Raw genomic sequence first — 14,061 nt, forward strand, 5'->3', positions numbered from 1 at the left:
ATCAGCTCGCCGAATAGGAGGTCTTGATCTGGGTGTAGAATTCCACCGCAGCAAAGCCCTGTTCCCGGGAGCCATAGCTGGACTTCTTCGATCCGCCGAACGGGACGTGATAGTCGACCCCGGCCGTGGCCAGGTTGACCATGGTCATACCGGCCTTGGCGTTGCGCTGGAAGTCGCGGGCGTATTTCAGCGACTGGGTGACGATGCCGGCCGACAGGCCGAACTCGACGCCATTGGCGACGGCCAGGGCCTCTTCATAGGTGGCGACGCGGATGGTCGAGGCGACGGGGCCGAAGACCTCCTCATTGTTGATCCGGGCGTCGGCGGCCGTATCGGCGATCAGGGTGGGCTGGACGTACCAGCCGGGCTTGTCGAGGTTCAGACGCTGGCCGCCCGTCACGATCCGGCCGCCCGTCTCGCGCGCGATGTCGATGTACTTGTAGGAGACCTCGCGCTGGCTCTCGCTGACCGCCGGACCCATCTGGGTGTTGGAATCCAGGGCGTCGCCGACGCGAAGCGCCGCGACCTTCTCGGCCAGGGCGGCGACGAAGCGGTCGTGGATGCCGTCCTGTACGATCAGGCGGCTGGAGGCGGTGCAGCGCTGGCCGGTGGCGAAGAAGCTGCCGTCCAGGGCCACGGCGACTGCGCGGTCCAGATCGGCGTCGTCCAGAACGATCAGCGGGTTCTTGCCGCCCATCTCCAGCTGGACCCGGGCCTGACGCTTGACCGCGCCTTCGGCCACGCCGGCGCCCACGGCCTGAGAGCCGGTGAAGCTGATGCCGTCGATGCCCGGATGGGCCACGATGGCGCGGCCGACGTCGCCGTCGCCGATGACCATATTGACCACGCCCTTGGGCAGACCGGCCTCATGCAGGACGGCGATCAGGGCCTCGGCCGTGGCTGGGGTCGGGCCGGCAGGCTTGATGACGACGGTGTTGCCGAAGGCGATGGCCGGGGCGATCTTCCAAGCCGGGATGGCGATGGGGAAGTTCCAGGGCGTGATCAGGCCGAAGACGCCGACCGCCTGGCGATAGGTCTGGATCTCGACGCCCGGACGGGTCGAGGCCAGGTTCTGGCCGTGGACGCGCAGGGCCTCGCCGGCGAAATATTTCAGGATGCGCGCGGCGCGCATGGTCTCGCCGATGCCTTCGGGCAGAGTCTTGCCTTCTTCACGCGACAGCAGGCGGCCGATCTCGGCGGCGCGCGCCATAATCAGCGACCCCGCCTTGTCCAGCACGTCGAAACGGACTTCCGGCGAGGCGTCGGACCAGCCGGGGAAGGCGGCGCGGGCAGCCGCGACGGCTTGGTCGACCTCGGCGGCGCCGCCCTTGGGCGTACGGGCCACGACGTCGCGGGTGTCCGACGGGTTCAGGCTCTCGCCGGCGATCGCGCCGGAGACCTTTTCGCCGCCGATCCAGTGCGAGAGTTCAAGCGTGTCGGTCATGGGATGTCCTTTTCATAAGGCTGACGGGCGGCGGGGGAGCGCCGCCCGTCTCGGGGAGATGGGTATCGAAGGGGTGAAAATCAGCCCGTCATGTCTTCGAGTTCGCGACCGCGCGTCTCCTTGACCCAGGCCTGGACCAGGAAGAAGGAGATAAGGGCGCTGACCGAGTAGAAACCATAGGTGACGACCAGGCCGAGCGTCGCGGCCATCCAGGGGAAACTGACCGAGATGGCGAAGTTGGCGATCCACTGGGCGAAGCCGGCGACGGCCAGGGCCGAGCCGCGCATCTGGTTGGGGAACATCTCGCCCAGCATGACCCACATGACCGGGCCCCAGCTGAAGTTGAAGAAGACCACATAGGCGTTGGCTGCGATCAGGGCGGTCAGGCCGGTCTGGTCGTCCAGGTGCAGCGAACCGTCGATCAGGGCGGCGCGAGAGAAGCACCAGGCCACGACCGCCAGGGTCACGAACATGCCCGCCGAACCGATCAGCAGCAGCGGCTTGCGGCCGATCTTGTCGATGACCGCAATCGCCGCCAGACAGGCCGCGATCGACAGGACGCCGGACAGGATGTTGATCTGAAGCGCGTCGTTCTCGGAGAAGCCGACCGACTGCCAGAGCACCGCCCCATAGTAGAAGACGATGTTGATGCCGACCAACTGCTGGAACACCGCCAGGATCAGGCCGGCCCAGACGATGGGGCGCACCGTCCGCGTGGTCGGATCCAGCAGGTCCGAGAATTTCGGCTTGTGGTCGGCGGCCAGGGAGGCGCGGATTTCCTGAACCTTGCGCGCGCCGGCGCCGGCGCCGAACAGCTTGGACAGCACGGCCTCGGCCTGGGCGTCCTTCTTCTTGACCACCAGATAGCGCGGGCTTTCCGGGATCACCAGCAGGGCCAGCAGATAGACGGCGGCCGGGATGACCTGCAGCCAGAACATCCAGCGCCAGGCGGGGAAGCCCAGCCAGAAGTCGGCGGTCGATCCGCCGGCGGTGCGGGCCAACGCATAGTTGGCCACGAAGGCGCCGGTCAGGCCGGTGATGATCATGATCTGCTGCACCGACGACAACCGGCCGCGGATCGAGGCCGGGGTGACTTCGGAGATATAGGCGGGCGACAGCACGGAGGCCGCCCCGACGCCCAGGCCGCCGATGAATCGGGCGATGATGAAGTGAGCCGAGGTATCGGCTGCGCCGGCCCAGAAGGCCGAGATGATGAACAGGACGGCTGATATCTGCATCACCGTACGCCGGCCGATCGCGTCGGCCAGACGACCGGCGATGAAGGCCCCGAAGGCGCAGCCCAGCAGAATGGCGCCGACATTGAACCCGGTGCCGAGCGCCGACAGATTGAAGGTCGCCTCCAACCCGTCCTGGGTGCCGTTGATGACGCCGGAATCATAGCCGAACATGAAGCCGCCGATGGTGGCGACCGCCACGATCAGGGCGATGAAGGCCATGTTGACGCGGTCGTCCCCCGCGATGTCCGGGCCAGAGCCCCCCGTTGGTCCTGCCATTTCGATCTACTCCCAAAGAGCCCGTCTGACGCGGGCGTTGAACGTCGCAGGAAAGCCTATCGCCAGCCTGCGTCCACGAAATACTCGTGGCCTGTAATCAAACGTGCGTCGTCAGAGGCGAGGAACAGGCCCAGCGCCGCGACATCCGCGGGCAGAAGCCGACCGGGCAGGCACTGGGCCGCAACGATCTCGGCCTCGCCCTCGGGCGTGTACCATTTCATCTGGCGCGGGGTTTGGACATTACCCGGCACGATACAGACCACCCGCACCCCGTCCCGGCCCAGCTCGCGGGCCAGAGCGCGGGTCATGCCCTCGATGCCGGCCTTGGCGGTCTCGTACAGCGACAGGTCTGGCAGACCCAGGTGCCAGCTGATCGAGCCGAGATTGATGATCACCCCCCGCCCCTTCTCGCGCATGCCGGTCGCAACCGACTGGGCCGCGAAATAGAGGTGGCGCAGGTTAACATTGATGCGGTTGTCCCAATACTCGGGCGTGACCTCGGCCAGCGTGTGACGGTCGTCGTTGGCGGCGTTGTTGATCAGGACGTCGATCGGACCATGGCCGGCGATCACATCAGCCAGACAGGTCTGAAGCGCGGCGACGTCGGTCAGATCACAGGGATGAAAGACGGGCGCCGGCGACAGCTCGGCCAGCGAGGCCTCCAGCGCGCGAGACTCGGCCTCGGCGATATCGAGAAACACGACGCGGGCGCCCTGGCGCGCGAAGGCTTCGGTAAAGCCGGCGCCGATGCCGGAACCGCCGCCGGTGACGACGACCAGACGGTCCTTCAGCGACGGATAGACGGCGCGACTCATACAGAGACTCCCAGCAGGCCGCGACCGGCCAGATTACGCATCAACTCGACCACCCCGAACCGCCAGGCCGGGGCCTGGTCGCAGGTGGTCACGATATTCTCGAGCACGCCCAGCTTCTCGGACGATACGCGGACCCGGTCGCCGATCTTGTGGGTGAAGCCTTTGCCCGGCGCGTCGCGATCCTCGATCGGCGCGAACATGGTGCCCAGATACAGGGCGAAGCCGTCCGGATACTGGTGGGCGCTCAGGGTCTGGCGCACCAACTCCTCAGGGTCGCGGCTGATCAGCCGCATCGAGCTTTCGCCGGTCATGACGAAGCCGTCCTGCCCCTCGACCTCCAGCCGCACCGTCGCGGCGCGCACGTCGTCCATACCGAAGCCGTCGTCGAACAGGCGAATGAAGGGGCCGATGGCGGCGGAGGCGTTGTTGTCCTTGGCCTTGCCCAGCAGCAGGGCCGAACGCCCTTCGATGTCGCGCAGGTTGACGTCATTGCCCAGGCTGGCGCCGACAGGGCGGCCGACCGGATCGCAGATCACGACCACCTCGGGTTCCGGGTTGTTCCAGGCCGAGTCTGCACGAACGCCCACCTCTGCGCCCCAGCCGACCGAGGCCAGAACCGGCGCCTTGGTGAAGATTTCGGCATAGGGACCGATCGCGACTTCCAGATACTGTGACCACATGCCGTCGGCGATCAGTTGCGCCTTGACGCCCTCAGCCTGTTCGGAGCCTGGCCGCAAATCTCTCAGGTCGCCGCCGATCCGATCCAGAATGGACTGGCGAACCGCATTGGCGGCGTCGGCGTCGCCGCGCGCCCGCTCCTCGATCACCCGCTCAAGGGCCGAGACCGCAAAGGTGACGCCCGACGCCTTGATGCACTGAAGGTCCAGGGGCGACAGCAGGACGATGTCCGCCTGACCCGCCTCATCCCAAGCCGTCACGAACGACAGCTCGTCCAACGCCCCCAGATCGACGCCTTCGATTCGGTCCAGTTCGGTACGAGACACGGCTTCAGCCGTCGTGGCCACCTGGCCGGAGATATCATAGAGGCGCCCGCCCCGGACAAGAACCGGCGACGGCCCAGCGGGAGTCATGATCCGTCCCAGCAAGCGGGCATCGCGCCAGTCCGTCGGCAGATGTGAGGCTAGGTTCAAATTGGTCTCCCCTTCCACACTCTATGATGTGGTAGCGCTACCATCTTGCATCGCAAACGCCCTGTCAATCAGAAGGCGGCGACGTGCTCTCGCGAAGGATCATTTCATGCGCGACGGGGCCTGAATTCTCGCCGCCACGACCCAGTATAATAGCCGCCCGCCGCGCCATGGCCGCGACCGGCTGACGGATCGTGGTCAAGCCAGGCCAGACGCTGGCGGCCAGATAGGTGTCATCAAAACCCACCACCGAGACGTCGCGCGGGGTCGACAGGCCGGCCGCATGCACGGCCGCCAGAGCCCCGGCGGCCATGTCGTCGTTACTGGCGAAAATGGCCGTTGGCCGACGCGACTGAGCCAGCAGCCGGCGCCCGGCCTCGAACCCGGACCGATAGGTGAAATCGCCCGGTTCGACCTGAAGAACTGCACCTTCCACATCGTCGATGGCGGCCTGCGCGCCCCGTCGCCGGTCATCGCTGGCGCTCTGGTCTTGACGGCCAAGGATGAAGCCGATCACCCGGTGACCCATGTCCAGCAGGTGTTTGGTCATCTGATGGGCCGCCCCGACATCGTCCACCTTCAACGAGACCAGATCCTCGCTGGCGGCGGGCGCGGCCAGGACCACGGCCTTCATCCGGCTCTTAGAGATGGCGTCCAGGGTGGCCTGTGATTCACCCAGCGGCGGCGGCACGATCACCCCCTGTGCACCTCCAGCGCTCAGCCTTTGGACTGCCTCCCGCTCCTCTTCCGGCGCTCCGGCCTGCGACGGCTCGATCAGCAGCAGCAAGCCCACCGATCGCGCCCCTTCCAGAGCGCCGGACAGGACCTCGGCCAGATAGGCGTTGGACGGGTTGGCGTACAAAAGTCCGATCCGCCCTGCCCCGGCCCGCGCCAGAATTCGCGCGGCGGGATCGGGCACATAGCCGGTTTCGCGGATAATCTGTTCGACCTTGGTCCGCGTCGCCTCTCGGACGCGGGCGTCGCCGTTCACCACGCGCGAGACGGTCATCGGCGAGACGCCGGCCAGGCGGGCGATGTCGCCCATAGTGCGGTTGCGGCCCTGGCCGGTCTTGACAGTCATCGGCCGAACACGACCACACCCAGGGCGTTCATGTCCAGCACCCGGAAGAAGGTCTGCGCATTCGCCATTATATCAGACCATGGCCCTTCGGCAGTTCGGCGTAACGGTGGACACGCGTCGCCATCACCAGACCGAAACCGATCATCACCGTCAGCATCACCGTGCCGCCATTTGACAGCAGCGGCATCGGCACCCCGACAACCGGCGCCAGCCCCATGACCATCGCCCCGTTGATCAGTACATACATGGCGAAGGTAGCAATGACGCCCGAAGCGGCCAATCTTCCGAAATGACTGTGCGATAGCGAGGCTATTCGAAGCGAAATCAATATGATCGCTGCGTAGGCGGTCAGCAGGAAGAAGGTGCCGACAAAGCCGAATTCCTCAGCGAAGGCGGCGAAGATGAAGTCGGTATGCCGCTCGGGCAGGAATTCCAGCTGGCTCTGACTGCCCAGGCCAAAGCCTTTGCCGAGCAGGCCGCCGGATCCCATGGCGATCTTCGACTGCACGATCTGATACCCCTTGTCGGCCATATCGGCCTCGGGGTTCAGGAAAGTCAGCACCCGGTGCCGCTGATAGTCGTGCATGCCGAACATCACATAAGGCGGCACGGCGACTATGGCGACGGCGGCGACGGCGGCGATGATCTTCCAGTTCAGGCCCGCCATGAACATGATGGCCGCACCAGTCAAACCGATCAGCATGGCAGAACCCAGGTCGGGTTGGTGCGCCACCAGTATGAACGGCAGGCCGATGATGGCGACGGGGACGATCAGCTTCCAATGGAAGCTCGCCTCCTGGGCCGACGCCCCGTGGTACCAGCGCGCCAAAGCCAGAACCACGCCGATCTTCATGATTTCCGACGGTTGGATACGGGTGACTCCCAGGTCCAGCCAGCGGGTGGCGCCCAGAGCGGTATAGCCCAGCGGAGTCTCCACCAGGGCCAGCAGAAACAGCGCCAGACCATAGATGGGATAGGCCAGACCGAACCAGTACCGAATGTTGATCATGGACAGGCCCAGCATAAGCACCAGGCAGAAGCCGAACCGCATCAGATGCTTGGCCGCCCACGGCGACCAGGAGCCCCCGCCGACGGAATAGAGCATCATCGCCCCTGCCCCGCCGACGGCGCAGATGAGCAAGAGCAGACGCCAGTCGATCTGGCTGATCTTAGTCGAAACGCGCTCGCGCTCGCCGGGACGGGACAGGGCGGAGGCGGTCATCAGCGCGGCTCGGTCGAAGGAAGAGGGGGCTCGGCGCCGAGAGGCTGCGGCGTCGCTTCCGCCACGACAGACGGTTCGTCCAGCGAGGTCGGCTCGACCGGATCCGGCGCCGGCGGCCGCTCCATGCGCGCCCGCATCTCGGGATCCTTCAGCAAGGCGACCTTCATCACCTCGCGGGCGCGTGGCGCGCCGGCGGTGCCACCGCCCATGCCGCCGTGCTGCACGATGACGGAGACCGCGTAGCGCGGATTGTCGGCAGGCGCGAAAGCGATGAACAGGTTGTGGTCCTTTTGGGCCCAGGGTCGGCCCGCGCCCTTGCGCGAACCCGCGCCATAGTTCTGCGCCTGGGCCGTGCCGGTCTTGCCCGCCATGCGAATATCGCCCAGGCCCAGCTGGCTGTTCCTGAAGCCGGTGCCGCCGACGTCGGTCACGGCCTCCATCCCCTCGCGCATCACCTGGCCGAAGGCGGGATCATAGGGAAGGTCGGCGAAGATCCGGTCGGCGCCCTGCTCTACGCCCCCGATCGACTTGATCAGCCGCGGCATCACGGCCTTGCGGCCATTGGCCAGTCTCGAGGCATAGACGGCCAGTTGCAGGGCGTTGACCGTCAGGGCCCCCTGCCCGATGCCGTAGCTGGGCGTCTCTCCTGGATACCATTTGCCGTCGCCCCGAACGGGATTTTCGCGTCGCCATTTGCGGTCGGGAACCAGGCCGGGCTTCTGGCCGGAGACGCCGATATCGAAAGTCTGGCCGAACCCCAGTTCCCGCGCAGTCTCGGCGATGGCGTCCGGCCCCATCTCCACAGCCAATGTCATGAAATAGACGTTGCAGGAGTTCTTGATCGCCCCTCGCATGTCTAACGAGCCGTGACGTCCTAGACAGGCGAACCGTCGCCCCAAATAATAAGAACCGTTGCAGACGATACGCCGGTTTGGATCGCCTCCACGCTTCAGGGCCGCAAGACCGACAACGGGCTTGAAGGTCGAGCCCGGGGCGAAGGTTCCCGCCAGCGCCTTGTCTGTCAGTGGCCGCCGCTCATAGTCGGCGAGCGCGCGATAGACGCTTGAGGGCACGCCGCCGACGAACAGGTTCGGATCGAACGACGGCGCAGACGTCATCGCCAGGATGTCGCCGTTGCGCACATCCATCACCACGCAGGCGCCGGACTCCTCGCCAAACACTTCCAGCGCCCGGTTCTGAACATCCGCGTCCAGCGTCAGGACCACCTCCTGTCCGGGCACTGCAGGACGGGACCCGCCGACATCCTCCGCCACAACCCGGCCGCGGGCGTCCACTTCCACGCGATTGCCCCCAGGCTCGCCGCGCAAAGCCGCGTCCAGCGCCTTCTCCACCCCCTGGCGGCCGATGCGGAAACTGGGGTTGAACAACAGGGGCGGCGGCGTCTCTCCCTTGTCGCGGATCGCCTTGATGTCGCGGTCGTTGACCTTGGCCACATAGCCGATCACATGGGCGAACGACCCGCCGAACGGATAGTAGCGGGCGTCGTTCATGTCGGCCATGACGCCGGGCAGTTCGTTGGCGTACAGATTGACCTTGGCGAACTCCTCCCAGGTCAGGTCGCTCTTGACCGGGACCGGGTTGAACTTGGACGAGGCGTTGACGTCGCGAATAATGGCGCGACGACGCTCCAGGGTGTCGGGCAGCAGCCGGCCCAGCAGGTCCAGGGTCTGGTCCAGATCCTTGGTCTCGTCGCGAACCACCAGCACCCGAAAACTGGGGCGGTTGCCGGCGATGACCACGCCGTTGCGGTCCTTGATCAGGCCGCGCGGCGGCGGGACCATACGGAAGTTGAACTGGTTCTGCGACGACAGGGTCGCATACTCCTGGGCCTGAACGACTTGAAGTTGGGCCAGCCGACCGATCAGGGCCGCCACCCCCAGTCCCGTCAGACCGCCGAACACGAAGGTACGGCGCAGGAAGGAGCCCTGGCGCTCGTTGACGTCTGCGAAGAAGATGGAGGGTTCGCCGCTCATCGGAACCGGGTATCCCCGTCGTCGAAGCGTTCCAGCATCCAGTCCGCGATCGGATACAGGATCAGGGTCGGCGTGACCTGGCCGATCAGCGACAGGATCGACGGCGGATTGGCCGCCCGGATCGCCACGATCACATAGGCCGTCAGGAAGGCGCCAAGGGTACAGGCGGCGTACCAGGCGAAACGGATCAACCCCTCGTGCCCCGCCAGCAGATTGCGCGACAGCAGGATCACCGCATAAACCGCCATCAGGCACAACGGCCACAGCCCCAGAGGCCCGCCCCAGAACAGGTCCAGGAACAGGCCCAGCACGAACAGCACCGCCGGCGCCGTCATCGATGGACGGATCAGAGGCCAGGCGAAGGCCAGCACCATCGGAAACACCGGCTCAGGCAGAGTCAGGCCGAACAGTTCGACGGGCGTGGCGAAGACGATCGTTGCGGCGACCGCCGCCAGGGCCGGATAGATAATCCACTGCAGGGGTCCGACGACGCGGACCGCGACGGGCCGTCTCACGTCACGCCCCCCGGGGCCGGCGCGGGCTCCGGCGAGGTCTGTGGCGGCGGCTGGGGCGCGGTCTCGGCGGAGCGAGCGGGGGTTGGCCGCGTCGGAGCCGGCGCCGCTGCAGCGGAGCGCGCGCGAGCCGCCTGGGCCTCCGCCGCAGCCTGACGGCGCGCGGCCGCATCGCCGATGGCGCCTGCCTGCGCCTCGCTGGGCGGCGGGGCTGTGGTCAGGCCGGCCAGGGGCGGGGCGTTCAGCACGTTCGGATCGATCAGCTGACCGAAGTCTTGGAACAGCAGCACCCGCACATAGTCGATGGCGCCGCGATCGCTGAACAGCTTGACGCGCCAGCTGCCGTCGATGCCCTTGGCGGCGATGCCGATCGGGATCCCGCGCGGCAGGCCGCCGCCGTCGCCCGAGCTCAAAATCCGGTCGCCCGCCTGCACCGATCCGGCGCCACGAACGAACTCCAGCCGCGGGTTGCCGCTGCCGTCGCCGGTCAGCAGGGCCCGTGCGTCGGTGCGGTCCACCAGCACCGGCGTGCGCGAAGCGACGTCGGTCAACAGAACCATGCGGCTGACACCGCCGGTCACACCGGTCACCCGACCGACCAGACCGTGCTCGTTGATGACAGGATTGCCAATGCGCACGCCCTTGGCTCCGCCGACGTCGATCAGCTTGGCGTTCTTGAAAGGCCCCCGGCTCTCGGAGATGGCCCGCGCCGTCAACATGGGAACGGCAGGCTCGGTCCGCAGGCCCAGCATGGCCTCGTAGCGGCCGTTGATATTCTTGAGGGCAATAGCCTGGTCGCGCCACGGCTGCAGTTCAGCCAGTTCCGCCTTCAGGCGTCGATTCTCTGATACCGCGAAGAAATAGCCGCCCACATAGTCCGTCACAGCGCCGATCCAGCGCACCGGCGCCGCCAGCACGCCGCTGACCGGCCCCGTCACCGTTTCCGTCGCGCCGCGAACCGCATTGTAGCCGGCGGCGCCGTCCGGCGCCGTGCGGTCGCTGAGCAATAGCAGGCCCGCCCCGATCATGCCCACGACGGCGACCACCGCGGCGGTCCAGGCCAGCGGCACCTTCAGGTTCTCAAAGGGGCCGTCGCGAAACGCCACGGGCGACCTTCCACACAAGGGGTTGGAATCGGCAAGGGACCCCTGCCGTCTGCCTGCCTATCGCAAAATCGGGGCCGGAATGGAACCGTCGATCACGCAGGGCTGAAAAGGATTTGCGGCCGGGCTTTCACCCGGCCGCGGATCGAAAAATCACAACGCCGAGTCGAGCACGCCCTTCATCCAGCGCGGATGTTCCAGCACGCGGCCGCAACCGATTGCGACGCACGACAGCGGATCGTCGGCGACCGAGACCGGCAGGCCCGTGTGATCGCGGATCTCGATGTCCAGGCCGCGCAGCAGAGCGCCGCCGCCCGTCAGCATGATGCCCTTGTCAGCGATGTCGGCGGCCAGTTCCGGCGGGGTGGCTTCCAGCGCGACCTTCACGGCCTCGATGATCTGGGTCACCGGCTCGGCCAGGGCCTCGGCGGCCTGACGTTCCGAGATGCGGACCTCGCGCGGCACGCCCTGCATCAGGTCGCGACCCTTGACCTCGATCGACAGGCCTTCGCCGTCGGCCGGGATACGGGCGGTGCCGATGTCCTTCTTGATGCGTTCGGCGGTGGTCTCGCCGATCAGCAGATTATGGTTGCGACGCATGTAGCTGATGATGCTGTCGTCCATCTTGTCGCCGCCGACGCGGACCGAACGCGAATAGACGATGCCCGACAGCGACAGGACGGCGACCTCGGTGGTGCCGCCGCCGATATCGACGACCATCGAGCCGGTCGGCTCGTGGATCGGCAGGCCGGCGCCGATCGCGGCGGCCATCGGCTCGTCGATCAGACCCACGCGGCGGGCCGAGGCGTTCAGGCAGGAATCGTTGATCGCGCGACGCTCGACCGCCGTGGCGCCGGACGGCACGCAGACGATGATCTTCGGATTCACGAAGCCCTTGCGGTTATGCACCTTGCGAATGAAGTGCTTGATCATCTCTTCAGCGACTTCAAAGTCGGCGATGACGCCGTCGCGCATCGGGCGGATGGCTTCCATGTGGCCCGGGGTGCGGCCCAGCATCTGTTTGGCCTCTATGCCCACGGCGTGGACGATCTTGCGTCCGCCGACATTACGCAGGGCCACGACCGAGGGCTCGTTCAGGACGATGCCCTTGCCCTTCATGTAGATCAGGGTGTTGGCGGTGCCCAGGTCCATCGCGATGTCGTTGGAGATCGCGCCGAAAAGGGAAAAGCTCATGGGAATCGATACCGTTGTTCTTTGACCGAGGGCGTCAGTTTCGCAGTTGACCTGGCGACGCCCCGCTGCCCCGACATCCCCTTGCCGGACAGCTTCCTGATCGTCTTCGCCACGCCTACCGCTGGCTCGTGTGCCCGTATGAAACAGGGAATACAACCCCCTTCGCGTGACGGACCCCAGTTCACCCCCAGCCCTGTAGAAGCTTGGCCCTTGAGGCCGTTCACGTTAGCGTCATGAGGGGGTTGAACGGCCTGTGAAACATGCTGCCTTCGCGTCCCACGCGATCAGTCGCCCCGCGCGACCTCGCGGCGCCGGACCCATTCGCGCACGCCCAGCATTAGCCCCAACCAGGCTAGGGCCACTCCCGCCAATATGACCGAAGTCCAGATCCCGTCGCCGCTGACGGCCGTCATGAAGGATCCGCCGAAGAAGGCGACCAAGGCCGTCTTTGGCAGCACCCCCAGGGCGCATCCCGCCAGGAACCCGGGGAAAGACGCCCGCGCCGCGCCGAACGCCATATTGACGACGATGAAGGGGGCCGAGGGCACGTTACGGATCATGAAGCTGGCGTAGAACGCGTTCTTGCCCACGAACCGGGTCAGCCGCCCCACCGTCTTGCCGCCGTGCCGCTCCAGCAGCCGCGCCGTTGGCCCGCGCCCCATCCAATAGGTGACAGCGGCCGAGGCGACCGTGGCGATCCAGCTGTACAAAAATCCGAACCAGGGTCCGAAGGCCACGACGCAGGCGGCGATCAGGATGAACTGCGGCGCACCGAAGAAGGCCGCGACCGTAAAGACGATCGCCGCCGCCGGCAGACCCCACGGCCCATGCCGGAACCCGCCCAGCCAGGCCTCCAGCCGCACCTCGGCGTCCAGCCCCAGTTGACTCTTGCCCACGGCGAACAGGCCGATCATCGCACCCAGCAATACAATCGTCGCCAGCACGGCGCGCCAGCGCCGCGCCTCCATGTTCAGCAGAAAATCGAAAAACCGACTCATCGCGTCAGTCCGTGACGGAGAATGGCTCCACGGTCCAGCGTTCCAACATCCATTCCGACAGGTTTGGATCCCAGATCCAGGTCTGGCGATAGGGGGCGAAACGGTCGTCGCCCGCCTCTAACCGCCCTTCGAGTTCGGCTCGTGTTCTGCTGATCCCGCGAAATTTCGTCGGCCTAAACGACATGTCCGGCGTTTCCGCCAACTTGCGCACGACCAGTTCGGCCACCCGATTGTTCCGACTACGATCCGTGGACACCACCTCGCCTTGCCAGTCGAGCGTCGGCGAACCGTTCGTCCCCATATAGGCCCTCCAGGCATTGGCATCGGCGAGATCCCGCTTTCGCGTAGGTCCGCCGTCTATCTGAGCGTTCCATAACGTTGCTGCAGCGAAGCGGTCGCCCTCCAACCCCAGGCAAGAGGCCAAGATCGTCACCTGGTTGCGTTGCTTGTCTTCATCTAGAAGCTGGCAAGGCGGCAAGGCTTCGACCGCCAGCTTCGCAAGATCAAAGGCGTATTTGACGGCCAGCGCGCCGCCGCAGGCGCTCTGCGTCACGCGGCGGACTGGCACGTCCTCCCAGTGGTCGGGTCGGCTGTTCGCCATTTCGACCGACACCACCCACGAATGGAGACAGATCGACGCCTCCTGCGTCGTACCGTCTTCCGGGGTGAGGGTTCGATCCGCAAAGCGGGCGTCCTCCAGCACCGCTTGCCAAACCTCGGGATCGACCGGCGCCGTCATCTTGCGGCCGTCCTGTCCGGATACCTCGACCATCGGATCCTGGCCGGGGCGTCTCACAAAGGCCACCGCCGGCATGTCGCGGCCATATCCATCCACGAAGCGAGCCCGATAGACTTCCGCCTCGGTCTCGGCTTCGGCCTCGATGGCGGCGATGCCCAACAGACCTTCGACACGCGCGCGGTCGTCGGCTGCGCACCGGTCGCGCCAATTATCGTCGCGGCAATCGCGCGGCGGCTCGGCCTGGGTGGCGGCCAGTGTGGCGAGAAAGGCGGCGATCAGCATTCTTTATCTCCGACA

12 protein-coding genes are annotated in these 14,061 nt (G+C 66.3%); all 12 read right to left on the bottom strand.

Features of this window, described 5'->3' with window-relative positions; translation table 11 throughout:
• Position 1 precedes the first annotated feature (1 nt).
• On the bottom strand, positions 2-1,444 hold the full coding sequence (locus PKE72_RS16170; RefSeq protein WP_271166392.1) for an aldehyde dehydrogenase family protein: 1,443 nt from the start codon (positions 1,442-1,444) through the stop codon (positions 2-4).
• An 80-nt stretch (positions 1,445-1,524) separates the two neighbouring features.
• Positions 1,525-2,958, bottom strand: a complete 1,434-nt coding sequence (locus PKE72_RS16175) for a sugar porter family MFS transporter (protein WP_271166393.1) — start codon at positions 2,956-2,958, stop codon at positions 1,525-1,527.
• 56 nt (positions 2,959-3,014) lie between these two features.
• Positions 3,015-3,773, bottom strand: coding sequence for a D-xylose 1-dehydrogenase (gene xylB / locus PKE72_RS16180; protein ID WP_271166394.1), 759 nt, complete (start codon positions 3,771-3,773; stop codon positions 3,015-3,017).
• Positions 3,770-4,924, bottom strand: coding sequence for a fumarylacetoacetate hydrolase family protein (locus PKE72_RS16185; RefSeq protein WP_271166395.1), 1,155 nt, complete (start codon positions 4,922-4,924; stop codon positions 3,770-3,772). The genes xylB and PKE72_RS16185 overlap by 4 nt, the downstream gene beginning before the upstream one ends.
• A 64-nt stretch (positions 4,925-4,988) precedes the next feature.
• Positions 4,989-6,002, bottom strand: a complete 1,014-nt coding sequence (locus PKE72_RS16190) for a LacI family DNA-binding transcriptional regulator (protein ID WP_271166396.1) — start codon at positions 6,000-6,002, stop codon at positions 4,989-4,991.
• A 67-nt stretch (positions 6,003-6,069) separates the two neighbouring features.
• On the bottom strand, positions 6,070-7,224 hold the full coding sequence (gene rodA, locus PKE72_RS16195) for a rod shape-determining protein RodA (protein ID WP_271166397.1): 1,155 nt from the start codon (positions 7,222-7,224) through the stop codon (positions 6,070-6,072).
• Positions 7,224-9,218 carry a penicillin-binding protein 2 gene (gene mrdA / locus PKE72_RS16200; RefSeq protein WP_271166398.1) on the bottom strand — a complete coding sequence of 665 codons (1,995 nt, stop codon included), beginning with the start codon at positions 9,216-9,218 and terminating at the stop codon, positions 7,224-7,226. The genes rodA and mrdA overlap by 1 nt, the downstream gene beginning before the upstream one ends.
• A complete protein-coding gene (locus PKE72_RS16205) occupies positions 9,215-9,733 on the bottom strand; it encodes a hypothetical protein (protein ID WP_271166399.1) in 519 nt (172 codons plus the stop codon). Before PKE72_RS16205 ends, mrdA begins: the two co-directional genes overlap by 4 nt.
• Positions 9,730-10,836: a rod shape-determining protein MreC gene (gene mreC, locus PKE72_RS16210; protein ID WP_271166400.1), complete on the bottom strand. Its 1,107-nt coding sequence runs from the start codon at positions 10,834-10,836 to the stop codon at positions 9,730-9,732. Before mreC ends, PKE72_RS16205 begins: the two co-directional genes overlap by 4 nt.
• 150 nt (positions 10,837-10,986) lie before the next feature.
• A complete protein-coding gene (locus tag PKE72_RS16215) occupies positions 10,987-12,027 on the bottom strand; it encodes a rod shape-determining protein (protein WP_008260883.1) in 1,041 nt (346 codons plus the stop codon).
• 284 nt (positions 12,028-12,311) lie between these two features.
• On the bottom strand, positions 12,312-13,025 hold the full coding sequence (locus tag PKE72_RS16220) for a TVP38/TMEM64 family protein (protein ID WP_271166401.1): 714 nt from the start codon (positions 13,023-13,025) through the stop codon (positions 12,312-12,314).
• Positions 13,026-13,029: 4 nt separating this feature from the next.
• A complete protein-coding gene (locus tag PKE72_RS16225) occupies positions 13,030-14,046 on the bottom strand; it encodes a hypothetical protein (RefSeq protein ID WP_271166402.1) in 1,017 nt (338 codons plus the stop codon).
• Positions 14,047-14,061: the final 15 nt, after the last annotated feature.

The sequence above is a fragment of the Brevundimonas intermedia genome (assembly GCF_027922165.1).
GTDB lineage: Bacteria > Pseudomonadota > Alphaproteobacteria > Caulobacterales > Caulobacteraceae > Brevundimonas > Brevundimonas intermedia.

Excerpts from the sequence above, each read along its gene's own strand:
- PKE72_RS16225 (WP_271166402.1), bottom strand. The coding sequence starts at position 14,046 with ATGCTGATCGCCGCCTTTCTCGCCACACTGGCCGCCACCCAGGCCGAG.
- PKE72_RS16220 (WP_271166401.1), bottom strand. The coding sequence starts at position 13,025 with ATGAGTCGGTTTTTCGATTTTCTGCTGAACATGGAGGCGCGGCGCTGG.
- PKE72_RS16215 (WP_008260883.1), bottom strand. The coding sequence starts at position 12,027 with ATGAGCTTTTCCCTTTTCGGCGCGATCTCCAACGACATCGCGATGGAC.
- xylB (WP_271166394.1), bottom strand. The coding sequence starts at position 3,773 with ATGAGTCGCGCCGTCTATCCGTCGCTGAAGGACCGTCTGGTCGTCGTC.
- rodA (WP_271166397.1), bottom strand. The coding sequence starts at position 7,224 with ATGACCGCCTCCGCCCTGTCCCGTCCCGGCGAGCGCGAGCGCGTTTCG.
- PKE72_RS16175 (WP_271166393.1), bottom strand. The coding sequence starts at position 2,958 with ATGGCAGGACCAACGGGGGGCTCTGGCCCGGACATCGCGGGGGACGAC.
- PKE72_RS16190 (WP_271166396.1), bottom strand. The coding sequence starts at position 6,002 with ATGACTGTCAAGACCGGCCAGGGCCGCAACCGCACTATGGGCGACATC.
- mrdA (WP_271166398.1), bottom strand. The coding sequence starts at position 9,218 with ATGAGCGGCGAACCCTCCATCTTCTTCGCAGACGTCAACGAGCGCCAG.
- PKE72_RS16170 (WP_271166392.1), bottom strand. The coding sequence starts at position 1,444 with ATGACCGACACGCTTGAACTCTCGCACTGGATCGGCGGCGAAAAGGTC.